The following is a 24,152-nucleotide window of genomic DNA, read 5'->3' as shown; positions in this document are numbered from 1 at the left end:
GGGCTTATAATGTGATGGTATAAAGTATCAAACACTTTCGCCGCATGCCTGCAACGCTTCGGCTAAGGTGCTGTCCGCGTCGACTTGCCGAAAGCGCGCAATGACAGGGTTCACTAGCGATGAATTCGGGGTACACCCGGCCAAGATGATCCTTGGAGCGACGATGGCTGTTTCCGTGCCTGCACCCCCACTCGCTGCGCGGCTACGTTCCCTGCTGTTCGTGCCCGGTGATCGGCCCGATCGCATGGAAAAGGCCGCGCTGCTGGACGCGGATGCGCTGATCCTCGATCTGGAGGATTCGGTGACGCTGGCTGCCAAACCGGTTGCGCGCACGGCGGTGGCCGCCTTTCTCGCCGCGCCGCGCCGCCAATTGCTGTTCGTGCGGATCAACCCGCTCGATTCAGGGTTGGCCGAGGCGGACCTTGCCGCCGTGCTCGACACCAAACCCGACGGCATCGTGCTGCCCAAGGCGGAGGGTGGCGCATCGCTCGCTGCTCTCGACCAACACCTGTCCGGCGAAACGATGATCCTGCCGATCGCCACCGAAACCCCGGCGGCGGTGTTCGCGCTCGGCAGCTATGGCGGGGTCACGCCACGCCTGTGCGGGCTGACCTGGGGCGCGGAGGATCTGCCCGCCGCGATCGGCGCGAGCACATCGCGAGAGGAGGATGGCAGCTATACCGCGCCGTACCAATTGGCCCGGTCGCTCACCCTGTTCGGCGCGCATACGGCGGGAGTGCCCGCAATCGAAACGGTCTATCCCGATTTTCGCGACCTCGATGGACTGGCGGCCTATACAGCGCGGGGGCGGCGCGATGGGTTTACAGGCATGATGGCGATCCACCCGTCACAAGTGCCGGTCATCAACGCCGCCTTTTCACCAAGCGCCGACGAAATTGCGCGCGCACAGGCGATTATAGACCTGTTCGCCGCCAATCCCGGCGCAGGCGCGCTGAGCCTTGACGGCAAGATGATCGACGCGCCGCATCTCAAGGCAGCAAAGGCAATCCTTGCGCGCGCCTGAGGCGAATCCAGCCCCCCAACGACCACCAGGCCAGCGCCCAGAGCGTACCGAAACTCCACCCGGCAAGTACATCGCTCGGCCAGTGCACCCCCAGATAGACGCGGCTGACGCCAATCGCGGTGACGAGCAGCACCGCCACCCCGATCAGATACCAGCGCACCATACGCTGTTCGACGATCTGCATCAGCAGCAGTGCCAGCGTCAGATAGATGGTCGCGCTGTTGGCGGCGTGGCCACTCGGAAAACTCGCCGACCAGGCATCGACCAGATGATCGATCACGCTCGGCCGGGGGCGCCCAACCAGCGTTTTGATCATGCCGACCGCCAACGACCCGCTGATCGTGCCGCCCAGCACCAGCCCCAATGTCAGCCAATGCCGCCGCATCGCGAGGAAACCGGCGGTGCTCGAAACGATGATTGTCAGCACCGTGCCGCCGCCGAGCGCGGTGATATCGATCATCACTTGCCGGAAACCGCCGTGTGATTGGGCGGCGTCCACAATTGACGGCGGGCGCATTGCCAGCATGATCGCGCGGTCGATTGCCGCGCCTTGCCCGCGCGCCACCGTCATCCCGAGCACCACGATGACGATCACCGCCAGCGCCAGCGCGCCCGCGGCGTAGAACAGCCAAGGTGGGTGGCGGACTTCGTCGATAACGGTATCGGCTGGCAACATGGCATGATCCGGCTGGTGGGCCCGTCGGGATTCGAACCCGAGACCTACAGATTAAAAGTCCGTTGCTCTACCGACTGAGCTACGGGCCCCGACCAACGTACGGCCATGCGTGTGTCGGATGCCGTTAGGAGCGCAATTCCAAGCGGTCAACAAGGCATTAGGGGCAGGTGTCGTGCGCGCCGCGCCCGCAAATGCCGGATGCACAGCCCCGTCACCGGATCGCGCCAGTCAGGCGCGACGGCGGCGAGCGGGCCGAGCACGAACATCCGATCGCGAAACGCGGCGTGCGGCACCGTCAGTCCGGGCGATGCCCAGGCGCCTTGGCTCCACAGGATGATGTCGAGATCGATAACGCGCGCCCCCCAGCGTTGCCCGCGCCGCCGTCCGAATGCCGCTTCGATCGCCTTGAGTCGTGAAAGCAGGACGGGCGGGGCTTCGTCGCTGGCGATGATCGCGACCTGATTAGCGAAGCGCCGGATCGACGGGCCGACCGGCGCGGTGACCGCCACCGGCGAGGCGATGATGACGCCGCCGATCTCGGCCAACGCAGCTGCCAGGGTCGCGCTTGGCCCGCCATGTAGTCCGACCCGGTTCGCACCGAGCGCAATCGCATAATGCGGGACGTCGCTTGGCATCGGCATCCGCCCCGCCTATCGCCAGTGGATGTTCGCGCCAAGCCCGCTTTCCTCCACTGAGCCCCCGCATGATTGCCCGCTCTGCCCCCGGCTGGTCGGCTTTCGGGAAGAACTGCGCGTGGAATTCCCCGATTGGTGGAACGCCCCTGTCCCCGCTTTTGGCGATCCGGATGCTTGGCTCGGCATTATCGGCCTGGCCCCCGGCAAACATGGGGCAAACCGCACGGGACGACCTTTCACGGGCGATTTTGCGGGCGAGTTGCTGTTTAACACGCTCGCCAAGTTCGGGCTGACCACAGGCACCTATGCGGGGACGCCGGATGACGGGCTGGCGCTGAACGGCGCGATGATCATCAACGCGGTGAAATGCCTGCCGCCTGCCAACAAGCCGACGCCGGCTGAAATTCACACCTGCCGCCCGTTCCTCGAACGCCAGGCCAGCGGCTTGCCCAACGCGCGCGTCTTCATCGCGCTGGGGCAGATCGCGCATCAGTCAGCCGTCAAGATTCTCGGCGGGCGACTGCCCAAGGCACGCTTCGGGCATCTGGCCGAGCACCGCATGCCCGATGGCCGCATCCTGATCGATAGCTATCACTGCTCGCGCTACAACCAGAATACCGGGCGGCTGACGGCGGAGATGTTCGAGGCGGTATTCACGCGGGCGATTGCGGTGCGGAACGGGGGCTAGGGGTAAACCGTGCTCGCCCCCAAACCGTTCGGGCTGAGCGCAGTCGAAGCCCAGGCGCTGCGCCTGCCCTTCGACTTCGCTCAGGGCGAACGGGAGTTTTGTGTTTTGTTTTATGAAGCAAGTTAGTCCATCCGCGTCAGGCGGATATCGATCTCCCGGTCGACATAGGCCCATTCACCGCACGCCCGAAGCCGATCGAGCATATGATCGAACGCCGCCTCGTCGGCGGGCGCGAATTCGAACCAGGTGAGAAAATCGAATTCCTCGCCCAGATCACGCGAATGATAGAGTTTGCGCGCCACACCGGGCAGATAGTCCAGCCCGATCGGTAAATGGCTGCCCTGTTCGTAAACGGCGCGGCGTTCATCCTGCGCCATTGCCCACCACACCGCCGATTTGCGGATCGGGATCAGCGCCGCCCTGGTCGATGCCGGTCGCCCGAGGCCTTCCTGTTTCGCCTGTAACTGACGGCGTTCGTCAGCGGTGGTGTAGCGAAGATTGCTCGCAGTACCGCGCAGGTGCCAGCAGCTGCCGGTGGACTCGCCAGCATTGCTGATGTCGAGAAACCCGGCGACCGGCAAAGTCGCGCCCTGCACCGCCGTAATCGACGTGACCCGCCACTGACCCGCATCGCCGCCCGTGAACCGGGCAACCGACAGCGGCCCATGCGTTGTTACGGTTGCATCGTTGGTCAATGAAGTCATTCACATCCCTTTCGATTTTTGATATCGCATCCGAACCAATCAAGGGAGAGTGCAATGCGTGCCTTTCTGGTGCTGTCAGTAGTGGCGATGGCCGCTGTTGGGGTAAGCGGCGGTGCCGCGGCGAGCGAGAAACCCGCCCCGGTCAAGACCGATAAACCAGCGTGTAATGATCACCGCGTCAGGATGGCAGAATCTGGCAAGGCGATCGGCGCGCGGCGCCTCGGGCAGGAACCCGATGCCCAGCACATCGCGGCAGTGGTGCGCACCCTCGACGGCTGTAGCCGCCCGATCGTGCTCACCGAAAAGGTCGGTTTCCGGGGACTCTAAACCAGAATTGAGTCGCCTACGACCACCTTCTCCGTTCGGGCTGAGCGAAGTCGAAGCCCAAGCGCGGCGCAAGCCCTTCGACTTCGCTCAGGGCGAACGGGGGGATTGGTTCAGATTTATTGCAGTCGGATTTAGATATCCTGCACGAGCCGCCCGTACAGCTCCGGGCGGCGATCGCGGAAGAAGCCGAAAGCGGCGCGGTGGCGCTTCACCCGATCGATATCGAGCGTGGCGGTGATCACGCCTTCTTCCTCGCGGCCAAGCTCGGCCAGAATGTCACCGCGCTCATCGGTGATGAAGCTGGTGCCGTAAAAGGTCTGGCCCTGTTCATTGCCAATCCGGTTGGCGGCAACCACTGGCACCACGTTCGACACCGCATGCCCCACCATCGCGCGACGCCATAGCCGAGCGGTATCGAGTCCCTCGTCATGCGGTTCGCTGCCGATGGCCGTGGGGTAGAACAGCAGTTCCGCACCCATCAGCATCATCGCGCGAGCGGTCTCGGGATACCATTGGTCCCAGCAGATGCCGACGCCCAGCGTCGCGCGTTCGGCTCCGACAGGCCCCGGCCACACCTTGAAACCGGTATTGCCGGGGCGGAAATAGAATTTCTCCTCATAGCCCGGGCCGTCGGGAATATGGCTCTTGCGGTACACGCCCTGCACGGCACCATCGGGGCCGATCATCGCCAGCGAATTATAATGATGCGGCCCGTCCGCCTCGAAAAAGCTGGTGGGGATCGTGACGCGCAACTCGGCAGCGAGCGCCTGCATCGCCAGCACCGCCTTGTGCTCGCCAGCCGGCTTGGCGGTCGCGAACAGGCCCTCATCCTCGACCCGGCAGAAATACTCGCCCTCGAACAATTCGGGTGGCAGAATCACTTGCGCACCGCGCGCCGCCGCCTCGCGCACCAGCCGCGAGACGTTGGCGATGTTGGCGTCGATATCGGGGCCGAACGCAAGCTGCAGCGCGGCGACGGTAATCTCGGTCATGCTGGTCCTCGCTTGGGATAGAAAAGATGTCCCCCTTCCGTTCGGGCTGAGCGAAGTCGAAGCCCAGGCGCTGCGCTTGCCCTTCGTCTTCGCTCAGGGCGAACGGATGCGGAAAAATAGGAATCCCGCGAAATGATTCCTACCCCGGAATCTGCTGGCTGATGCAGTGGAAGCTACCGCCGCCGGTCAGGATGTGATCAGCGCGCTGGCCGATGACATCGTGGTTGGGGAACAACGCCGCAACGGCATCGACCGCCGCATTGTCATTGGGTGCGCCATAGAGCGGCACCACGACCGCCGCATTGCCGATGTAGAAGTTCATATAGCTGGCCGGCACGATCTCCTCATCATGCAGGATCCGCCCGGGTGAGGGCATGCGGACGACATCGACCCCGAACGCCTCGGCCTTTTCGGCGGCGACCTGATAAACACGCCAGTTAGGATCATTGTCCGACCCCTCCGGGATCGCCAGCCGCCCCGGTGCCACGAACCGCGCCAGATTATCGACATGCCCGTCGGTATGATCGTTGAGCAGCCCCTCCCCGAGCCAGAGGATGTCGGTAAAACCCAGATCGCGCTTGAGCATCTCGGCGATCATCGGCCGGGTGAAACCGGGGTTGCGATTGGGGTTGAGCAGACATTGCTCGGTGGTGACGACCAGCCCGGTCCCGTCGCCGTCGATCGCCCCACCTTCGAGCACCCAGTGGCACTCCTCCACCTCGACCCGGCGGGTCCGCGCCAGCCGCGCGCCGATATCGTCATCGCCGGGCAGATCATATTTGCCGCCCCAGCCATTGAAACGAAAATCGCGCGCATGATGCGGCGAGACGAAGATCGGGGCGGTATCGCGCAGCCAGATGTCGCCGAACGGCTCGACGATCACCTCGGCAAAGGGCGCGAGTTTGCGCGCGGCGGCGCTCGCCTCGGCATCGGCGGCGACCAGAATCACCTTCTCGCCCGCCCCATCGGCATGCACCGCGCGGGCAAAGGCCACGACTTCCTCGCGCGCGGGATCGATATCGTCGAGCCACAATTCGGGATGGCTCGGAAAGCCGATCCACACTGCCTTGTGCCGCGCCCATTCGGCAGGTTGGACCAATTTCGTCATGACAATCGCGCCTATTTGAGCTTGGCCCGCGACGCATCGCGGATGGCGCGGAATTCAGCCGTCTTGTACCAGTTGGGCCAGCGATCACCATCGGCCAGTTCACGACCAAGGCCGTAAAACAGCGTCAGATCCTCAATCGCACCGTCCCATTTCCAGCTATCGGCATATTCGTCTTGCGGCTTGTGGTAGCGGTTGGTGACATAGTCCTCTGCCGCCGCATGGCCTGCCGCGGTACCGCCCTCGACCAGATCCTCGCCGCTTTCGCCGTAGAACATCGGCACGCCGAGCTTGGCGAAGCTGAAATGATCGGAGCGGAAATAATAGCCGCGCTCGGGCGTCGGCTCGTTCACCAGAACGCGCCCCTGCGCCTTCACGTGCGGTACGATCATGTCCTCAAGCTCGGACTTGCCCGCGCCGACGACGACGAAATCCTTCGTCCGGCCGATGATGTTGACCCCGTCCATGTTCACGCCGCCGACGGTGCGCGCGAGCGGGAACACGGGATGTTCGGCATAATATTTCGAGCCGAGCAGCCCCGATTCCTCGGCTGTTACAGCCAGGAACACCAATGACCGCTTCGCCGCACCGGCTTTCTGGTGCGCCTCCGCCAGTGCAATCAACGCCGCGGTGCCGCTCGCATTGTCGAGCGCGCCGTTGCAGATGTCATCGCCGTTCACCGCATCGCAGCGGCCGAGGTGATCCCAATGCGCCGAATACATCACGACATCGTCAGGCGCGGTGGTGCCGGGCAGAATGCCGATGACATTCTTCGATGCCTGACGGCGGATCGTGTTGGCGAAAGAGACCGACGCGGTAACGCCCAGCGGCACGGCCTTGAAGCCCTTTTGCTTGGCGGCCGCTGCAAGCGCGGTGAAATCCTTGCCCGCGCCCGCAAAGATTTCCTGCGCCTTGGCCAGCTGTACCCAGCCGATCGCCGCGCTTTCGTTCAGGTGATCGCCCTTTTCGTCGAGCTCGAGCTGCGGCCCGGTCCAGGATGATTGCACCACGCCCCAGCCATAAGCGGCAGGCTCGGTATCATGGACGATGATTGCGGCAGCCGCCCCCTGACGCGCGGCTTCCTCATATTTATAGGTCCAGCGGCCATAATAGGTCATCGCCCGGCCTTCGAACAAACCATCCTTGCCGGGCATTTGCCAGTCGGGATCGTTGATGAGGATGACGACCGTCTTCCCCTTCACGTCCACGCCCGCATAGTCGTTCCAGCCGCGTTCGGGGGCGTTGATGCCATAGCCGACGAACACGACGGGCGAGTCCTTCACCTCGATCTTCGGCACCACGCGATAGGTGGCGATCACCATGTCCTGCCGGTACGCGAGGGTGACGGGGGCCTTGCCGCCTGCAATCGTCATCGGGCTGACATCGGTGGCGAGGATTTCGACGAGCGGCACATCCTGCACCCAGCTGCCGTTGTTGGCCGGCTTCAGCCCCGCCGCCTTGAACCGCTCGATCAGATAGGCGACCGTCTTGTCCTCCGCAGGCGTCGCAGGCGCGCGGCCTTCATAGGCGTCGGACGACAAGGTCTGGGTGACCGTCTTCAGCGTATCGAGCGAGATATCCGGCTTGGTCTGCGCGCTTGCGTTGGACGCAGTAGCGGCAAGCAGGATCGGCAACAGGGCAGCGCGCATCGCAACAGACTCCAGGCAATTCGAACGGCGTGCTTGTGCCAAGCCACAAGGTGCTTGTCCACAAACCAGCCCGAAACAAAAAAGGGCGGCCCCGAAGGACCGCCCCATTTTTCTCGCCGATACGAGCGAATTAACGCGAGTAGAACTCGACGACCAAATTTGGTTCCATCTTCACCGGATAGGGCACTTCATCAAGCGTGGGCACGCGGGTGAAGGTGATCTTGGCGGCACCGTCTGGTGCGACATATTCGGGGATGTCGCGCTCGGCCAGGCTCTGCGCTTCCATCACCAGCGCCATTTCCTGCGCCTTGGTACCGAGCGTGATCTCGTCACCGGGGAAGCAGCGACGCGACGCGATGTTGCACTTCACGCCGTTGACCTTGATGTGGCCGTGCGAAACCAGCTGGCGTGCGGCAAATACCGTCGGCGCGAACTTGGCGCGATAGACGATCATGTCGAGCCGCTGCTCGAGCAGGCCGATCAGATTCTGGCCAGTATCACCCTTCATCCGAGCGGCTTCGTGATAGCAAGCGCGGAACTGCTTTTCAGTCACATCGCCATAATAGCCCTTCAGCTTCTGCTTGGCGCGCAGCTGAATGCCGAAATCGCTGACCTTGCCCTTGCGGCGCTGGCCGTGCTGGCCGGGACCATATTCCCGCTTGTTGACAGGGCTCTTGGGGCGACCCCAGATATTCTCGCCCATCCGGCGATCGAGCTTGTACTTGGCGCTTTGGCGCTTCGACATCATTCTTCCTTCAATTGCCAACAACGCCCCATGCCACCGTGGCACAGGGCTTCCCGGTCATCGCGCTGCTGGTTTCGATCCGAAAGGCGATCCGAAGGGCAGGGCCGCCGCTTCACCGGGGTGCGGGGCCAATTGCGAAGGCGGGCGGTTAGCCGCCACCCGTCCCAGAGTCAAGCTGGGCATCGTGTACCCCGTATCGCTGGCCGTGACGCTGGACAGGTGCGTGCTGGATCGCCAAAAGCGCGTCGCATGACCGATACGATCCTTTCCGGCCCCGATTGCTCGACAATGGCCGAGGTCCGCGCCGGGGTCGACCAGGTCGACCGTGAGCTCGTCGCGCTGCTTGCCCGGCGCTTTGCCTATATGGACGCCGCCGCCCGCATCAAGCCAACCCGGAGCGCCGTGCGCGATGAAGCTCGCAAGGCACAGGTGATTGCCAATGCGCGCGCGCAGGCTGCACAGGCGGGTGTGCCGGATGCGCTGGTCGGCGCACTATGGGAAATGCTGGTCGAGGCGTCGATCGCCTATGAATTCGACGCGTTCGACCGCCGCTGATTCCTGATCAGCGCGCCGACTGGATCAGTTGGCGCGATTGCCCCGAACGGTCCCGTCAGTACCCTCAACGGCGCTGACGCCTTCCCATTCTTCCTTCGTCTTGCAGATCGTGGCCGCAATCCGCGACGCCGATCGGGGGTCTGATTTGCAGATCTTCTTGGGACGTTTGACCTTGGCGGGCTTGGTTGGTTCGGCAGCCACCGAAGCCGGGTCCTGCGCCGGGGCGATGCCTGGCAGTGCGATCAGGACGAGCAGGGAAATCAAATAACGCATCAACAGGAATCCGCTTCAAAAAAGTTCGATATAAATGACTTAGCTGCGATCGCGCGGCTTATCCAGCGCTGAAAGCACCCCGCGCATCGTTCGCACCTCCTGGCTCGACCAGCCGGGTTTGGTCAGCAGGGTGCGCAAAGTTCGTCGCGTGACGGGGGTGCGATCGGGCGGAAAATAGAACCCGGCCCGGTCGAGCATCACATCCATCTGCTGGATCATGCCCTCCAGCTCCTCCTGCGGCGCGGGTTCGGGCAGTTCGGTGGTGGGGGGACTGGCGAGCGCCACCCCCTTGCTCCATTCATAGGCGACCAGAATCACTGCCTGCGCCAGGTTGAGCGATCCGAATTCGGGGTTGATCGGCACGGTGATGATCGTGCGGGCAAGCGCCACATCATCGGTTTCCAGCCCGGCGCGTTCGGGACCGAACAGAATCGCCGCGCGGGTAGGGGCGGCGTGAATATCACGCGCCGCTTGCTCGGGCGTCACCACCGGCTTGGTCACGCCGCGTTTGCGTACCGTGGTGGCATAGACCTGTGCGCAATCGGCAACCGCGTCGGCAACGCTGTCGAACACAACGGCGTTTTCAATGACGGTGTCGGCCCCCGATGCCGCAGGCCCCGCCGACGGATTCGGCCAGCCATCGCGCGGTGACACCAGCCGCAACTCGACCAGCCCGAAATTGAGCATCGCCCGCGCCGCCTTGCCGATATTCTCGCCGAGCTGGGGGCGGACGAGCACGATGACGGGGGGCGGGGCGCGATCGGCGCTTGTGCTTCGACTTCGCTCAGCACGAACGGTTGAAGAGCCAACATCATTATGAGTTGGATTTTGGACGCTGGAACTTTCTACCACCCCCGTTCGCCCTGAGCGAAGTCGAAGGGCACGCTCGGAAGGAGGGATCGCCGCATCATGCAGCGTCGCCCAATCGCTGTCGATCAATGCTTGCTTCTTCCTACGTGTCCAACCCTTGATCTGACGTTCAACCTCAAGTGCCTCAAGCCGCGTCTGAAAATACTCGGACCAGACCAGTTTTACCGGTCGTCGCCCCTGGGTGTATCCCACGATTTCCCCATGCTGATGCTGTGCGATACGCTGCTCGAGATTATCGGTATGGCCAACATAGAAACTGCCATCAGCGCAGCGCAGCATGTAAGCATAAAAACTCATTCCAATCCCTTGATTCCAAACCTCCGTTCGCCCTGAGCGAAGTCGAACGGGGCAGGTGTTGCGCGTGGGCTTCGACTTCGCTCAGCCCGAACGGGAGGGGTTTGTTGGGGGCAATTCGGATTTACCGGTCAGCCCCTCACCCCTTCGCCACTTCGCTCACATTACCGGCGAACTCCTCGAAATCGCGGGCTTCGCGGAAGTCCTTATACACGCTGGCGAAGCGGATATATGCTACCGAATCGAGTTCCTTCAGCCCGTCCATCACCATTTCCCCGATCCGCGTCGACGGGATGTCGCCATCACCCAGCGTTTCGAGCTGGCGCTGGATACTGGTGACGAGCTTTTCGATCCGGACGCCGTCGATCGGGCGTTTGCGGCACGCGATCGCCACCGATCGCATGAGCTTTTCGCGGTCGAAGGGCTCGCGGCGATCTTCGCTTTTCAGCACGGTCAGTTCGCGCAGCTGGATGCGCTCAAACGTCGTGAAACGCGCTGCACACCCCTCGCACTGGCGGCGGCGGCGGATGGCGGCGCCGTCTTCGGTCGATCGGCTGTCTTTTACCTGGCTGTCTTCATGGCCACAAAAGGGACAGCGCATTCAGCCCCGGCGCTTTGCGCGAAAATAGGTGATGCCCGCCCCGGCCACCGCACCGATGAACGGTCCGACGAACGGCACCGGAATTGCGATCACCGCGCCAATCGCCGCAGCAATCGCCATTTTTTTGGTTAGCGCTTTTTCGTCTTCGGTCATGCTTACAATCCTTCGGGATAGATCGGGAAGCGCGCGCAGAGCGCCAGTACGCGCTGGCGGACATCGGCCTCTACCGCCGGATCGCCCGCTTCGCCCTGTTGGCGCAGCCCTTCGAGCACGTCGGCGATCATATGGCCGATCTCGCGGAATTCGCCGGGGCCAAAGCCGCGCGTGGTGCCAGCCGGCGAGCCAACCCGGATGCCGCTCGTCTTGGTGGGCGGCAGTGGATCATTCGGGATGCCGTTCTTGTTGCAAGTGATCCCGGCGCGCTCGAGCGCTTCATCGGCATCCTTGCCGGTGACGCCCAGCGGGGTGAGGTCGATCAGCGCCAGATGCGTGTCGGTGCCCCCCGAGACGATCTCGGCCCCTCGCTCCTTGAGCGTTGCGGCCAGCACCTTGGCGTTTTCGATCACGGCGGCGATATAGCTTTTGTAATCGGGCTGAAGCGCTTCGCCGAACGCGACGGCCTTGGCAGCGATGACGTGCATCAGCGGGCCGCCCTGCAGCCCCGGAAACACCGCCGAGTTGAGCTTCTTGCCCAATGCCTCGTCGTTCGACAGGATCATGCCGCCGCGCGGCCCCCGCAGCGTCTTGTGCGTGGTCGTCGTCGCGATATGCGCATGCGGGAAAGGCGATGGGTGGAGCCCGGCGGCGACCAGACCCGAGAAATGCGCCATATCGACGAGAAAATAGGCGCCTACCTCATCCGCAATCGCCCGGAACTTGGCGAAATCGATCTGGCGCGGATAGGCCGAGCCGCCCGCGATGATCAGCTTGGGCTGATGCTCGAGCGCGAGCGCACGGACCTGATCGAAATCGATGAGATGGGTGACCGGATCGACGCCGTATTGCACCGCGTTGAACCATTTGCCCGACATCGCGGCCTTGGCACCGTGGGTCAGGTGGCCACCGGCATCCAGGCTCATCCCCAAAATCGTCTCGCCTGGCTTGACCAGGGCGAGCATCACCGCGCCATTGGCCTGTGCGCCCGAATGTGGCTGCACATTGGCATAGGCGCATCCGAACAGCTGCTTGGCCCGATCAATCGCCAGCTGCTCAACCACGTCCGACGGATGGCAGCCCTGATAATAGCGCTTGCCCGGATAGCCTTCGGCATATTTGTTGGTGAAGACAGAGCCTTGCGCCTGCAGCACCGCCTTCGACACGATGTTTTCGCTCGCGATGAGTTCGATCTGGGTCTGCTCGCGCGTCAGTTCTTGCCGGATCGCGCCGAACACCGCAGCATCGGCTTCGGCGAGCGTGCGCGTGAAAAAGCCGTCGGGCTGCACATCACTTAAGGTGCGGGGATTGGTGCTCATGCGTTCGACCTTTCGAGAACCGGCGCGCCGAGTTTATCAACGCGGTGTTGGTGGCGGCCGCCTTCGAAATCGGCCGATAGAAATGCAGTGATGCACGCGCGCGCCATTTCCTCACCAATCAGGCGGGCCCCAAGCGCAATCGCATTGGCATCATTATGGCGGCGCGCCAGCTCAGCCGAAAACGGTTCGGATACGAGCGCGCAGCGGCACGCCGGGTTGCGATTGGCGGCGATCGAAATGCCAATCCCCGATCCGCACAGCGCGATCCCTCGATCAACCGACCCGCTGGCAATTGCCGCACCGATCGCAGCGCCATAATCCGGATAATCGACGCTTTCCGGCCCGTGCGTGCCCAGATCAGTCACATCATGCGCCTGCGCCACCAGCCATGGGATCAGCAGCTGCTTCAGCGCAAAGGCGGCATGATCGGATGCGATGGCAAGGCGCATAAACGGCGCAGAGGCTCCAGATGATCAGAGATTGATCTTGTCCTTACGCAAACGCCGCGTCGATTGCCATATCATAGTCGCCAAACCCGACGAGGGGTTACCCGGTGGGAGGATGCAGCCAGCCCCGTCCCCGCACCGTGGCGGCAAAGCGCGCGCTGACGGGCACGTTCAGGCCACTCGATAGCGTCAGCCGCCAGCGTCGTCCGTCGCGCACGGCCCCGCTGACGGCGGCGGCCGCCACCCAGAAGCCGCGATGGACTTGGGTGCCATCGACCGCGGCCAGCGCCGTCATCGCATCGCCGAAGCGCTGGTGCAGCAGCACGCTGCCCCCGGTAGCGAGATGAAGGCGACAATAATGATCCTCGGCTTCGACAGCGATGAGATCGCTGATCCGCGCAATCCCTGCGCGCGCCAGCATCGGGGGGTGCGCCATGCTCGGCGGCGGGGCGACAACTGGCGTAGGCGCATTAGGGGGATCACGCCGCAGCACCATGATCATCACATAGATGATCGCGCCAATCACCAGCGCCCTGGCCCATATCGCACCGAGCCCGATCTGCGCATCCACCCCCACCAGCGATAACAGCCCGGAGATTTCAAACGGCAGCGTGGCACTGAGCACCGGAAAGCCGATCAGCGCCGCCCGCGTCCAATCGGACGGCCGCTTCACCAGCAGGACGAACCAGCTTTGCCATTTGGCGAAGTTGACCAGCATCAGCAGCGCCCAAAACAACGCCCGACGATCAAGCGGCAATGCGCCCGTGCCAAAGCCACCGACCAGCGTCATCACAATGGCTGCGGCAACGCTGACGGCGGGGAGAATGGGCATGCCCGGCCACGCCCGTGCGCGTTTCGCGAAGCGAGCGACGCGATTCGCGAAACCGGGCTTGCCAGCAGCGGGTGCGACGACACGAATGGGCAGGAAGCGCGGCATGATCGCCAAGGTGCCATGATGCGCTCCGCTAGGCAATTTGGGCAGGTAATTAGGGGAGGTGATCGGGATGGGAAATGTTCAGCGATATTCAAAGGTAATGGCGGGGGCTCTGGTCGCAGCGACGATGGTCGGCATCGCACCGGTACCGCACGTTTGGGCCCAACAAATGCCCGACGCACGGATTGCCGAGCAGCGGGCGGCGATGGCCAAGTTTGCCTGGATGGACGGCACCTGGCGGGGCCCGGCCACATCGCAATCGCCCGGCGGCGCACACAGCGTGACCCAGACGGAGCGGATCGGGCCAATGCTCGACGGCACCGTGCGGGTGCTGGAGGGCAAGGGGTACAACCCGGACGGATCGGTGGGATTCAACGCCTTCGCGACGATCTCCTTCAATCCCCAAACGAACGTCTATGTGATGCATTCCTATGCCCAGGGGCAGGTGGGCGATTTCAAGATCGTGCCCTCTGATCAGGGCTATGTGTGGGAAATTCCGGCGGGACCGATGACGATCCGCTACACCGCCACCTATGACGGCACGGTATGGCGCGAAGTGGGGGAGCGGATCATGCCGGGCCGGCCGCCGCAGCAATTTTTCGAAATGACGCTCAACCGCGTCGGCAAGACCGACTGGCCCGCCGCGGGGGCATTGCCGCCCAAATAACGCGGCCATCATTATCGACTAAGCAATTGTCGGGGCGGTCGCAGGCGGCTAGGCAGAGCGTGATCATGCGCGCCGCCAAAGACCCTGTTGCCGCCCGGGCACATCTTGCCGATGTCCTAATTCGGACCGGTTCTGGGGACCGTGCGGCACTAAAAGAACTCTATGCGCTCACATCTTCAAAACTTTTTGGCATTTGCCTGCGTATCTGTGGCGAGAGGCAGGCAGCGGAAGATGTGTTGCAGGAAGTGTATCTGACGGTTTGGAAGCGAGCGGCGGGCTATGAACCCGGCCGCGCGAGCCCGGTAACCTGGCTCGCCACGATCGCGCGCAACCGCGCGATCGATTGGCGCCGTGCGCAAACCAGCCGCCCCGCCGCCCCGCTCGACGAAGCTCCCGATATCGCCGATGATCGCCCGATTGCGAGCGACATGATGCTGGCCGATGGCGAAACAAGGCGCCTGCATTTGTGCCTTGATGCACTGGAGGATCGCCAGCGGCTCGCGATCCGCACGGCCTTTTTCGACGGTGTCACCTATGCCGAGCTCGCGGAACGCCAGGGCGTGCCATTGGGCACAATGAAGAGCTGGGTCCGTCGCGGGCTGCAACGGCTGAAGGAGTGCATCAGCGATGACTGATGACATGACCCCTGAGGTACCGATGACCGCCGCTGAGCTCGCACTTGGGTTGCTGGAGGGAGAGGAGCGCGCTACCGCGCTGCGCCGCACGCTCGCCGATCCCGCTTTCGCGGCGGAGGTTGAAGCATGGCGCGCGCATTTTGGCCTGTTGTTTGATGCCGTGCCCGATGTTGCCGCCCCAGCCGATGGGCTGGCCCGGATCGAGCGCGCATTGTCCCCCATTTCAACCGCCGCGAATGATGACAGCCCCGTTCGCCTGTGGCGCGGTATTGCGGTGGCGAGCAGCATTGCGGCAACATTGTTGCTGGCGCTAGTGCTGACGTCGGGGCCTGCGCCTGTTCCAGGCTCAAAGGGGCCGCAGATCGCGCAGAAAGGCGCGGCATCAACGCCCCGTCCGTTGCTCGTCGCACAAATCGCACCGGTCGAGAATGGTCAGGCCGTTGCCGCGGTTTTCGATCCGACCACGGGCAACCTGCGCGTCGCTGCGGCAGCGTTGGTCGATGCTGGGCATAGCCCCGAGCTGTGGGTGATACCGGTTGGCGGGACGCCGCATTCACTGGGCGTGCTGCATTCGAGCCAATCAACCGCCGTCGCCATCAACAAGGCCGATCGTGTGCGCTTTGCTGAAGGGGCGACGCTGGCAGTAACGATTGAGCCGGTCGGCGGATCGCCCAGCGGCAAGCCCACCGGGGCGGTGGTTGCCAAGGGGGCGCTGTCGCTGATTTGATATTCCTCGTTTTTATCGCCGTCATGTCGGCCGCAAGCGCAATACGATTATTTTTGATTGCTGGCCGCAAATTTTCTGCATCCGAATCGCTCCATTGTGCGTAGATGCAGCCGCACCTCGTAGAGGGTGTTCGCAGGAGAATTCAGCCATGAAGTCAGCAATTCGTCTTTCGCTCGTTGCCGCCGCTATCGCCCTTGCCGGTGGTGCCGTCGTCGCCAGCGAAACCAACCCGATGGTTGGTGGTGCAGCTATGTACCCAACCAAGAACATCGTTGAAAACGCTGTCAATTCCAAGGATCACACCACGCTCGTCGCCGCCGTCAAGGCAGCCGGCCTGGTCGACACGCTGATGAGCGCTGGTCCGTTCACCGTGTTCGCGCCAACCAACGATGCGTTCGCAAAGCTGCCAGCCGGCACCGTCGACACGCTGCTGAAGCCTGAAAACAAGGGCACGCTGACCGCCGTGCTGACCTATCATGTCGTTCCCGGCAAGATCAGCGCCGCCGCGATTGCTGCCAATGCTGCAGCCCATGCCGGCAAGGCAACCTACACCACGGTGCAGGGCGGCACGCTCACCTTCTCGAAGGGTGATCATGGCTGGGAAGTCACCGATGCCAAGGGTCACAAGGCGCACATCACGATCGCTGATGTGAACCAGTCGAACGGCGTGATCCACGTGATCGACGGCGTCCTGCTGCCGTAACTTTTTTTGCCTTTGCGCAAAAACTTTTGACGCCGCTGCATCCACCGATGCGGCGGCGTCGTAGTTTCTACCGTCCTTTATGCACATGAAGGGCATGGAGCTTCTGTCCCTCCAAAGCAGGGCTCCCGGGGCCTGCCGTCGCCCCTCGGCGGCAGGCCCCTTTTACTACGCATCGATAGGCCGGTTAGCCATCGCCCCCCGGGACGGCGATTCGAAACGGCTTTGCTTTACCGCGCGGTGGCGGTATCGGCGGCTAGCGAAGCGCCCAGGAGACCCGTGATGAAAGCCCCGCGAAACCGAGCTGTGCGCAGTGCGGTTCACCGCCATGATCACCTCAGCAAGCAAGGCCTGCTCGAACGCGCCTTTACCTTTGCGTTTCGCGGGCTTGTCTATGCCCAGATCTGGGAAGACCCGGAAGTCGATCTCGAAGCACTGGCGGTTACCCCCGATTGCCACATCGTCCAGATCGCGTCCGGCGGCTGCAACGTCCTGAGCTATCTGACCGCGAACCCGCGGGCGATTACCGCAGTTGACCTGAACACCGCGCATATCGCGCTCAACAAGCTCAAGCTTATCGCGGCGCGTGAGCTGCCCGATTACGCCGCCTTCCACCGCTTCTTCGCGCGCGCCAATTCCAAGGAAAACATCGCCGCCTATAAGCGCTATGTTCGCCCCCATCTGGACGAGCCGACCAAGCGTTATTGGGAAGGCCGTGATATGATTGGCCGCCGGCGGATCGGCGGCTTTGCCAAGGGCGTGTACAAGCGCGGGCTGCTCGGCAATTTCATTGGTGCGGCGCATTTCATTGCCAAGCTGAACGGCGTCGACCCCAAGGTGATGCTCGCCGCTAATTCGATGCAGGAACAGCGCGAGATTTTCGACCGCGACATTGCGCCGGTGTTCGACAAGGGATTTATCCGCTGGCTGACCGATCAGCCCGCATCGCTGTTTGGCCTTGGCATTCCGCCGTCGCAATATGAAGCGCTGGCGGGCGACAACAAGATGGCCGTGGTGCTGCGCGAACGGCTGGAAAAGCTGGCGTGCGATTTTGACCTGAAGGACAATTATTTCGCGATGCAGGCCTTTGGCCGCGGCTATGGCGATGGCCCGGCGGTCTCGCTGCCGCCCTATCTGCAGGAAGCGAACTACACCGATATCGTCGCCCGCGTCGATCGGGTTGAGGTGCGCCACGCCAATTTCATCGAGTATCTGCGCGAAATGCCCGATACCTCGCTTGATCGCTATGTCCTGCTTGATGCGCAGGACTGGATGACCGACGAGATTCTGACCAACCTCTGGGCAGAGATTACCCGGACTGCCAAGCCGAATGCGCGCGTGCTGTTCCGCACCGCAGGCGTCGAGACGATCCTGCCCGGCCGCGTGCCAGATGCGATCCTGTCACGCTGGAAATATTGGGCCGAGGAGTCGCTCGATTACACCAAGCGGGATCGTTCATCGATCTATGGCGGCGTGCACCTGTATGTGCTGGGGGAATCCGCCTGAGCGACACCGGCCATGCGGGGCATATGGATGCGATCTACCGGACGCAGCGCCATTTCTACGACCTAACCCGCAAATATTATCTGCTCGGCCGTGATCGGCTGATCCGCGATCTGGCGCCGCCGCCCGGCGGCAGCGTGATCGAGATCGGCTGTGGCACGGGGCGCAACCTGATCGCTGCTGCGCGCGCGTGGCCCGATGCGCGCTATTTCGGCATCGATATCTCCGAAGCGATGCTTGAAACCGCACGCGCCAAGGTGGCCGCCGCTGGCCTGTCGGACCGGATCATGCTGGCGCAGGGCGATGCCACGGCGTTCGATGCGCAAGCGCTGTTCGGCGTCGATACGTTCGACCGCGTGTTCCAGAGCTATACGCTGTCGATGATCCCCGACTGGCAGGGCGCCCTTCGTGAAGGGGCGGGCAAGCTCGCGCCGGGCGGGCGGCTCGATATCGTCGATTTCGGCCAGCAGGAGCAGCTGCCGGGTGCGTTCAAGCGATTGTTGTTCGGCTGGCTCGCGCAGTTCGACGTCGAGCCACGCCGCGCGCTACCCGAGGTACTGGGCGAAATCGCGCGCGCGCATGGCCTCACCGACCAGTTCACCCCGCTTTACCGCGGCTATGCCTGGGCCGGGCGGCTCTCCGCTGCCAAGGGTTGACGATTGTGACCCCGTCGCTGCCCCGCCTGCTCGGTTTCGCCGGACTGCTACCACAACTGGCGGCAGGCTATGTGCTGTTGGAGAACAACCCCGACTGGCGCTTCACCGCGCTGGCGATGGCCTATGCCTATGCCGCGCTGATCTTCAGCTTTCTGGGCGGGCTCTGGTGGGGCCTCGCCGCCGCTGCAGGCGAGCGCGCGCCGAAATGGCTGTGGGTCGCCGCCGTCGTCCCCTCGCTGATCGCGCTCGCCAGCGCCTGGCCGTGGGCAACCGGCGGCACCTGGCCCGGCCCGTCGATGATCGCGCTGGGGTCGGGGTTGATCGCGTCGCTGGTGGTCGACTGGCGGCTCCAGAAAATCGGCATCGCGCCCGCATGGTGGCTTTCATTGCGCGTCCCACTTTCGATCGGTCTTGGCGGCATCACGCTCGCGATCGGGTTGGCCTAGCGGCGCTACGGCGTTCCAGCGCACATCTTGCGACGATCCGGCACGCCATTACCCACCATCTGGCAAAAAAGCACTTTCCGTCAGGCGATTATCGCCTCTAGCCTCTGCCCGATAAGATAATGCGATCGCATCGGGGCCTGCAATGACAAGATTTTTCGCAAAGCTGCTCGTTTTACTGGCCAGTGTCGCCCTGCCCGCCGCCGCGCATGCCGAATGGCTGGAGGCGAGCCACAAGCGCTTCCTGATCTATGCCGATATGTCGCCGAGTGCGCTGAAGGACTTCGCCACCCAGCTCGAGCGGTTCGACAGTGCGATGCGTTTCCTGTTTCCCAATCCGCGCGACGAGGCGGAAAGCGCCAATCGTGTGACGATCTATGTCGTCAACAATGAAGATGCGGTCCAGTCGCTCGCGCGCGATCGTTCCGGTCAGGTTGTCGGTTTTTACCGGCCATCGGCAACGGGATCGCTGATCGTCACGCCGCAATCGGTGGCAGCAGGTAATCGCGAATTCAATTCCAAGCTGGTCCTGTTTCACGAATATGCCCATCACGTCACCCTCAGCAACAATGAGAATTACTATCCCGGCTGGGTGACCGAAGGTCTCGCTGAGTTTTTTGCGACGGCGATCATTCGCCCCGATGGATCGATCATGATCGGTGGCGCCAACAATGCGCGGATTGAGCAAATTCAGGCCAACAACCCCATGGCGGCGCGCGCGCTGCTGTCGAGCGACGAGCGCGCGCTGGACGACATTGAAACGATCCAGAAATATGCGCGCGGGTGGTTGCTGACCCATTATCTGATGCTTGGCAAAACCCGCCCGGGCCAGTTCAACGCCTATATCAAGTTGGTCAACCAGGGGGTGCCCAGCCTGGCCGCGGCTGAGCAGATTTTCGGTGATCTGACCAAGCTTGACCGCGAACTGGGTGCGTATCGCAATCAGCGCAGCCTTGCTGCGGCGGCTATCCCGCCCGGCAAACTCCCGGCCGATCCAGTAACGATCCAGCCGCTCGATGCTGGGCAGGCCGCGATGATGCCGTTTCGGCTGCGATCGGCGGTCGGGGTCGATACCAAAACCGCGCAAACCCTGGTGCCCAAGGCACGGGCTGTCGGCAACGCCTATCCGGCGAACAGCTGGGTGCAGCGCGCCCTCGCTGAAATCGAATATGATGCGAATAACGACGATGCGGCGCTGGCCGCGTGTGACCGTGCTTTGGCTGCAGACCCCAAGAACCTGATGGCGCTGGTTTACAAGGGGATGGTCGCGATGCGGCGGGCAGCGGCGGCGAAAGCAACCGATCCGGCGGTGTGGCGTGAAGCGCGGCGCTGGTACCTGAAAGCCAATGCCATCGATCCCAACTTCGCGCTGCCCTTTGTCCTATACTACGAATCCTTTGGTCGCGCCGGCGAACGCCCTAATGCCAGCGCTGTTCAAGGGCTCGTTCGCGCCATGGACCTAGTGCCGCAAGACAATGGCCTGCGGCAAACGGTGGCGATCCAGTTACTGGTTCAGGGCGATCGACAGGGCGCGCGCCGAGCGCTGGCACCTGTTGCCTTCAACCCGCATGGGGGACCGGCGAATCGAGCGCTGGCGATGCTGAAGCTGCTCGATTCGGGGGCTACGAACGACGCGGTTCTTGCCGCCGCCAAACCGCCAAAGCCAGAAACGCCGCCAAGCAAGCAATAGCGTTAAAGCGCTGCCAGTTCGTCCAATCCATGCGCCATAAGCGCTGGGGCGAGCGCGCGGGCGCGGTCGTCCAGTAACGAGAAAACTGCGGTGCCGGTGCGCGCTTTGGCCGGCCAATCCTGGCCTTGTGTCAGATACGCGACCCGGCGCGCGATTCCGGCGCTGCCATCGACAAAGCTGATTGGCCGACCAGCAGCGGCGGCAAGATCATCGGCGACCAGCGGGAAATGGGTGCAGGCGAGCACGATGGTGTCGATCGCCGCTCCACCCGGTTGGGCGAACAGCCCATCCAACGCTGCCGCAAACCGTGCTGGGTCAACCGCCTCCCCGCGTAGCCGGGCCTCGGCCGCCTCGACCAGATCGGCTGACCCGTGGCGGATCACGGTGCAGTCGGCGGCAAAGCGCGCCGCGAGATCATCGACATAGGGCTGGCGTACGGTCGCATCGGTGCCGAGCACGCCGATCGTGCGGGTAGCGCTAATCAGCGCGGCGGGTTTGATCGCCGGTACGGTGCCGACGATCGGCAAGTCGAGCGCGGAGCGCACGGCCGCCAGCGCAATTGTCGACGCGGTGTTGCACGCAATCACGATAAGCCGGGGGTGATATCGTTCGGCCAACCGCCCGAGTAGCGCAGGCACGCGCGCGGCGATCTCCGCCTCGGTTCGAATGCCATAGGGAAATCCAGCCGAATCGGCAGCATAGACAATTGGCGCGGTTGGCAGCAGTGCGCGGGTTGCAGCCAGAACCGACAGCCCACCGATGCCGGAATCGAAGAAAAGGAGCGGCCGCTGATCCATTGGCTTCGGATTAGCGCGACAATCGCTCAAGGCAACCGCGCTGACCGATCGTGGACATTGCACCCTGCGCGCGACCGGCTATCTTGGGGTTTCGTGGGGGAGCATCAGTTTTGGCAACCGAGTATCTTTGGGCAGGGCCCGCAGGCGCGCTTGTGCTCGGCTATCTGCTCGGATCGATCCCGTTCGGCGTGCTGCTGACGCGGGCTGCGGGCGCCGGGGATTTGCGGCAGATCGGTTCGGGCAATATCGGCGCGACCAATGTGCTGCGGACCGGACGCAAGGGATTGGCAGCGGCGACTTTGTTGCTCGATGCGGCCAAGGGTGCCGTCGCGATAGTGTTGAGCGAATATCTGTTTCCCGGGCACGGCGTTGTTGCCGCGGCGGGCGCGTTTCTGGGGCACCTTTATCCCGTCTGGTTGAACTTCAAGGGCGGCAAAGGTGTCGCGACACTGATGGGGATTGTGCTCGCGCTGCACTGGCCGAGCGCGATCGTGTACGCCGTGGTGTGGCTCGGGCTGCTTGGGGCGCTGCGTATCTCCTCGGTCGCGGGTATGCTCGCCGCGATCAGTGCGCCGGTGAGTGCGGCCTATTTCGGCAAATTCGATATCGTCCTGCTGCTGCTCGCGCTCGGCCTGCTGGTGCTGTGGAAGCACCGCGAGAATATCGACCGGCTGATGAGCGGCACTGAACCGCGCATCGGCGCAAAGAGTGGCTGACCAGGGCGGGGACGGGCGGGCGCAGGCCGATCGGCTTCGGCTGATCCGGTCGGCGAATATCGGCCCCGTCACCTATGCCCAACTGATCGCGCGCTTTGGGTCGGCGGCGGCCGCGATCGAAGCGATTCCGATGCTGGCGGCTCGCGGTGGCGGGCGGGCCCCGGTGCTCGCCGATCCCCGGGCGATTACGCGCGAGATGGTGGCGACCGCCCGGCTCGGCGCGCGCTATCTGTTCAGCGATGACATCGATTATCCGCCCTTACTGGCCGAGCTCGAATCTGCCCCGCCCGCGCTGATCGTTCGGGGCAACTTTACGCTCCTGCAGCGAACGAGCGTGGCCATGGTGGGCGCGCGCAATGCCTCTGCTGCCGCGTGCCGCTTTGCGCGCCAGCTGGGGCATGATCTGGCCGATGCCGGGCTCGCGGTGGTCTCAGGCCTGGCACGGGGGATCGACACAGCCGCGCATGTCGGCGCGCTGGGGGCCGATAGCAGCGATGGAGGCACGATTGCCGTCATTGCCTGCGGGATCGATATCGTCTTTCCGCCCGAAAATGCCGAGCTGCAGGAGCGGATCGCGCGCGAGGCCCTGCTGATCACCGAGCACGCGCCCGGCACCGAGCCGCTCGCGCGCCATTTTCCGCAACGCAACCGGATCATCGCCGGACTCGCGCTGGGGACGGTGGTGGTCGAGGCCGCGCCGAAATCAGGCTCGCTCATCACTGCACGGCTGGCGGGTGAGGCGGGGCGCGAGGTGATGGCCGTGCCCGGCAGCCCGATCGATCCGCGCGCGCAAGGCTGCAACGGACTTATCCGCGACGGCGCGACATTGGTGCAGAATGCCGCCGAGATTCTGGAACAGATCCGCCCGATCGATGGCCGGATGGTCCGGGCGCCCACCACGCCGTTCGGAGCGGCCCCGCCCGATGATGCGAGCGATGCTGATCGACGCGCGATCAACGCGCTGCTGGGGATGGTCGCAGTGTCAGTCGACGAACTGATCCGCCAATCGGGATTGGCCCCGGCGGTGGTGCAGACAGTGCTGCTCGAGCTTGAGCTTGCTGGGCGACTCGAACGGCATGCCGGTGGACGGGTGAGCACGAGATGATTGCCCGCGTTAAGCCAGAATTGTCGGCGCTGGAATGGTTTGCGGCGGCAATCGCATTGATGTTGCTGAGCAGCTGGTTTCTTTACGATTACCTGGTTCAATCGATCTGGCTCCTTGGCGCGCTCATCGCGTTCGGCCTTTGGTTCATCGCAGTGCTTGGGGCGATTATCGGCATTGGCGAGGGGCTCATTCGACGCGATCGCGCATGGCGCCGTTTTGCGCCCGCGTTTGTGCTGGTAATTGCGCTGCTGCTGGTGTCACCGGTGAGCAGCATCGGTCGGTGGACGCTCGCGCGCCTGTACCTCGCTCGGCATGCCGAAGATTTCGGCCCGGCAACGGCCGGCGGTGCGAGGTCGATGCGGTACATTGAGGGCGTTCCGGACGGCGGTCGCGCCATCATCCACTCGCCACGCCAGCATCCAGCTACCTTTTCGAGCGCCGACATGGCAGCGCTGACAGGAGAGCGGATTCGCGATTGCCAGCGATTGAGAAACGATGACTATCTATGCGGCTATGACTAGCA

30 protein-coding genes and 1 tRNA gene are annotated in these 24,152 nt (G+C 63.5%); 15 read left to right on the top strand and 16 right to left on the bottom strand.

Annotated elements, in window-relative coordinates; translation table 11 throughout:
- Positions 1–163 precede the first annotated feature (163 nt).
- Positions 164–1,024: a CoA ester lyase gene (locus B7Y49_RS10900; protein ID WP_374127623.1), complete on the top strand. Its 861-nt coding sequence runs from the start codon at positions 164–166 to the stop codon at positions 1,022–1,024.
- On the opposite strand, the gene B7Y49_RS10895 is transcribed toward B7Y49_RS10900, so the two are convergent.
- The 3 genes from B7Y49_RS10895 to folK form a co-directional block, all read right to left on the bottom strand.
- Positions 990–1,700, bottom strand: coding sequence for a phosphatase PAP2 family protein (locus tag B7Y49_RS10895; protein WP_374127613.1), 711 nt, complete (start codon positions 1,698–1,700; stop codon positions 990–992). The genes B7Y49_RS10900 and B7Y49_RS10895 overlap by 35 nt on opposite strands.
- A 13-nt stretch (positions 1,701–1,713) precedes the next feature.
- Positions 1,714–1,789, bottom strand: a tRNA-Lys gene (locus B7Y49_RS10890).
- 57 nt (positions 1,790–1,846) lie between these two features.
- Complete coding sequence (gene folK, locus B7Y49_RS10885; RefSeq protein ID WP_374127612.1) at positions 1,847–2,341, bottom strand: 2-amino-4-hydroxy-6-hydroxymethyldihydropteridine diphosphokinase; 495 nt, start codon at positions 2,339–2,341, stop codon at positions 1,847–1,849.
- A gap of 22 nt (positions 2,342–2,363) precedes the next feature.
- Here folK and B7Y49_RS10880 point away from each other — a divergent pair, with 22 nt between their 5' ends.
- On the top strand, positions 2,364–3,023 hold the full coding sequence (locus B7Y49_RS10880; RefSeq protein ID WP_374127611.1) for a uracil-DNA glycosylase: 660 nt from the start codon (positions 2,364–2,366) through the stop codon (positions 3,021–3,023).
- A 122-nt stretch (positions 3,024–3,145) separates the two neighbouring features.
- Here B7Y49_RS10880 and B7Y49_RS10875 read toward each other — a convergent pair whose 3' ends face one another.
- Positions 3,146–3,727: a chlorite dismutase family protein gene (locus tag B7Y49_RS10875; protein WP_374127610.1), complete on the bottom strand. Its 582-nt coding sequence runs from the start codon at positions 3,725–3,727 to the stop codon at positions 3,146–3,148.
- Between the two features lie 54 nt (positions 3,728–3,781).
- Here B7Y49_RS10875 and B7Y49_RS10870 point away from each other — a divergent pair, with 54 nt between their 5' ends.
- Positions 3,782–4,054, top strand: coding sequence for a hypothetical protein (locus tag B7Y49_RS10870; RefSeq protein ID WP_374127609.1), 273 nt, complete (start codon positions 3,782–3,784; stop codon positions 4,052–4,054).
- Positions 4,055–4,185: 131 nt separating this feature from the next.
- On the opposite strand, the gene aguB is transcribed toward B7Y49_RS10870, so the two are convergent.
- The 4 genes from aguB to rpsD form a co-directional block, all read right to left on the bottom strand.
- Positions 4,186–5,046, bottom strand: a complete 861-nt coding sequence (gene aguB / locus B7Y49_RS10865) for an N-carbamoylputrescine amidase (protein ID WP_374127608.1) — start codon at positions 5,044–5,046, stop codon at positions 4,186–4,188.
- A gap of 139 nt (positions 5,047–5,185) precedes the next feature.
- Positions 5,186–6,154, bottom strand: a complete 969-nt coding sequence (locus tag B7Y49_RS10860) for an agmatine deiminase family protein (RefSeq protein ID WP_374127607.1) — start codon at positions 6,152–6,154, stop codon at positions 5,186–5,188.
- A gap of 11 nt (positions 6,155–6,165) precedes the next feature.
- Entirely contained in the window at positions 6,166–7,800 is a 1,635-nt protein-coding gene (locus B7Y49_RS10855; RefSeq protein ID WP_374127606.1) for a M28 family metallopeptidase, read from the bottom strand.
- Positions 7,801–7,930: 130 nt separating this feature from the next.
- Positions 7,931–8,545: a 30S ribosomal protein S4 gene (gene rpsD / locus B7Y49_RS10850; RefSeq protein WP_374127605.1), complete on the bottom strand. Its 615-nt coding sequence runs from the start codon at positions 8,543–8,545 to the stop codon at positions 7,931–7,933.
- Positions 8,546–8,794: 249 nt separating this feature from the next.
- Here rpsD and B7Y49_RS10845 point away from each other — a divergent pair, with 249 nt between their 5' ends.
- Complete coding sequence (locus B7Y49_RS10845) at positions 8,795–9,100, top strand: chorismate mutase (RefSeq protein WP_374127604.1); 306 nt, start codon at positions 8,795–8,797, stop codon at positions 9,098–9,100.
- 24 nt (positions 9,101–9,124) lie between these two features.
- Here B7Y49_RS10845 and B7Y49_RS10840 read toward each other — a convergent pair whose 3' ends face one another.
- From B7Y49_RS10840 to B7Y49_RS10810, 7 genes are all read right to left on the bottom strand, one after another.
- Positions 9,125–9,373 carry a hypothetical protein gene (locus tag B7Y49_RS10840; protein ID WP_374127603.1) on the bottom strand — a complete coding sequence of 83 codons (249 nt, stop codon included), beginning with the start codon at positions 9,371–9,373 and terminating at the stop codon, positions 9,125–9,127.
- A gap of 39 nt (positions 9,374–9,412) precedes the next feature.
- Positions 9,413–10,540, bottom strand: coding sequence for a TrmH family RNA methyltransferase (locus tag B7Y49_RS10835; protein ID WP_374127602.1), 1,128 nt, complete (start codon positions 10,538–10,540; stop codon positions 9,413–9,415).
- A gap of 136 nt (positions 10,541–10,676) precedes the next feature.
- The gene (nrdR, locus tag B7Y49_RS10830) at positions 10,677–11,138 is read right to left on the bottom strand and encodes a transcriptional regulator NrdR (RefSeq protein ID WP_374127601.1); all 462 of its coding nucleotides are present in this window, start codon (positions 11,136–11,138) and stop codon (positions 10,677–10,679) included.
- Positions 11,139–11,291: a hypothetical protein gene (locus B7Y49_RS10825; protein ID WP_374127600.1), complete on the bottom strand. Its 153-nt coding sequence runs from the start codon at positions 11,289–11,291 to the stop codon at positions 11,139–11,141.
- Positions 11,292–11,293: 2 nt separating this feature from the next.
- Complete coding sequence (gene glyA / locus B7Y49_RS10820) at positions 11,294–12,610, bottom strand: serine hydroxymethyltransferase (RefSeq protein WP_374127599.1); 1,317 nt, start codon at positions 12,608–12,610, stop codon at positions 11,294–11,296.
- Complete coding sequence (gene rpiB, locus B7Y49_RS10815; protein WP_374127598.1) at positions 12,607–13,059, bottom strand: RpiB/LacA/LacB family sugar-phosphate isomerase; 453 nt, start codon at positions 13,057–13,059, stop codon at positions 12,607–12,609. The genes glyA and rpiB overlap by 4 nt, the downstream gene beginning before the upstream one ends.
- Positions 13,060–13,156: 97 nt before the next feature.
- Positions 13,157–13,993 carry a LytTR family DNA-binding domain-containing protein gene (locus tag B7Y49_RS10810; RefSeq protein WP_374127597.1) on the bottom strand — a complete coding sequence of 279 codons (837 nt, stop codon included), beginning with the start codon at positions 13,991–13,993 and terminating at the stop codon, positions 13,157–13,159.
- 97 nt (positions 13,994–14,090) lie between these two features.
- Between B7Y49_RS10810 and B7Y49_RS10805 the strand changes: the two genes are divergently transcribed.
- From B7Y49_RS10805 to B7Y49_RS10770, 8 genes are all read left to right on the top strand, one after another.
- Positions 14,091–14,657, top strand: a complete 567-nt coding sequence (locus tag B7Y49_RS10805; protein ID WP_374127596.1) for a DUF1579 domain-containing protein — start codon at positions 14,091–14,093, stop codon at positions 14,655–14,657.
- A 65-nt stretch (positions 14,658–14,722) separates the two neighbouring features.
- Positions 14,723–15,292 carry a sigma-70 family RNA polymerase sigma factor gene (locus tag B7Y49_RS10800; protein ID WP_374127595.1) on the top strand — a complete coding sequence of 190 codons (570 nt, stop codon included), beginning with the start codon at positions 14,723–14,725 and terminating at the stop codon, positions 15,290–15,292.
- A complete protein-coding gene (locus tag B7Y49_RS10795; RefSeq protein ID WP_374127594.1) occupies positions 15,285–16,019 on the top strand; it encodes an anti-sigma factor domain-containing protein in 735 nt (244 codons plus the stop codon). Before B7Y49_RS10800 ends, B7Y49_RS10795 begins: the two co-directional genes overlap by 8 nt.
- A 148-nt stretch (positions 16,020–16,167) precedes the next feature.
- Positions 16,168–16,722 carry a fasciclin domain-containing protein gene (locus B7Y49_RS10790; protein WP_374127593.1) on the top strand — a complete coding sequence of 185 codons (555 nt, stop codon included), beginning with the start codon at positions 16,168–16,170 and terminating at the stop codon, positions 16,720–16,722.
- A gap of 279 nt (positions 16,723–17,001) precedes the next feature.
- On the top strand, positions 17,002–18,225 hold the full coding sequence (locus B7Y49_RS10785) for a DUF3419 family protein (protein ID WP_374127592.1): 1,224 nt from the start codon (positions 17,002–17,004) through the stop codon (positions 18,223–18,225).
- 23 nt (positions 18,226–18,248) lie between these two features.
- Positions 18,249–18,878 carry a class I SAM-dependent methyltransferase gene (locus B7Y49_RS10780; RefSeq protein WP_374127591.1) on the top strand — a complete coding sequence of 210 codons (630 nt, stop codon included), beginning with the start codon at positions 18,249–18,251 and terminating at the stop codon, positions 18,876–18,878.
- Between the two features lie 5 nt (positions 18,879–18,883).
- Positions 18,884–19,324: a DUF3429 domain-containing protein gene (locus B7Y49_RS10775; protein WP_374127622.1), complete on the top strand. Its 441-nt coding sequence runs from the start codon at positions 18,884–18,886 to the stop codon at positions 19,322–19,324.
- Between the two features lie 142 nt (positions 19,325–19,466).
- Complete coding sequence (locus tag B7Y49_RS10770; protein ID WP_374127590.1) at positions 19,467–21,011, top strand: DUF1570 domain-containing protein; 1,545 nt, start codon at positions 19,467–19,469, stop codon at positions 21,009–21,011.
- A gap of 2 nt (positions 21,012–21,013) precedes the next feature.
- Here B7Y49_RS10770 and murI read toward each other — a convergent pair whose 3' ends face one another.
- Positions 21,014–21,808 carry a glutamate racemase gene (gene murI, locus B7Y49_RS10765; protein ID WP_374127589.1) on the bottom strand — a complete coding sequence of 265 codons (795 nt, stop codon included), beginning with the start codon at positions 21,806–21,808 and terminating at the stop codon, positions 21,014–21,016.
- A 110-nt stretch (positions 21,809–21,918) separates the two neighbouring features.
- Here murI and plsY point away from each other — a divergent pair, with 110 nt between their 5' ends.
- Genes plsY through B7Y49_RS10750 form a run of 3 tightly spaced genes read left to right on the top strand, consistent with a single transcriptional unit; the run spans position 21,919 to position 24,150 of the window.
- Positions 21,919–22,524, top strand: a complete 606-nt coding sequence (gene plsY, locus B7Y49_RS10760) for a glycerol-3-phosphate acyltransferase (RefSeq protein ID WP_374127588.1) — start codon at positions 21,919–21,921, stop codon at positions 22,522–22,524.
- Positions 22,517–23,629, top strand: a complete 1,113-nt coding sequence (gene dprA / locus B7Y49_RS10755; protein ID WP_374127587.1) for a DNA-processing protein DprA — start codon at positions 22,517–22,519, stop codon at positions 23,627–23,629. Before plsY ends, dprA begins: the two co-directional genes overlap by 8 nt.
- Positions 23,626–24,150 carry a hypothetical protein gene (locus tag B7Y49_RS10750; protein ID WP_374127586.1) on the top strand — a complete coding sequence of 175 codons (525 nt, stop codon included), beginning with the start codon at positions 23,626–23,628 and terminating at the stop codon, positions 24,148–24,150. The genes dprA and B7Y49_RS10750 overlap by 4 nt, the downstream gene beginning before the upstream one ends.
- The last annotated feature ends 2 nt before the right edge of the window (positions 24,151–24,152 follow it).

The organism is Sphingomonas sp. 28-62-11, assembly GCF_002278865.1.
GTDB lineage: Bacteria > Pseudomonadota > Alphaproteobacteria > Sphingomonadales > Sphingomonadaceae > Sphingomonas.
The sequence above is the reverse complement of the archived record's forward strand: the minus strand, read 5'-3'. Positions and strand labels throughout refer to the sequence as shown.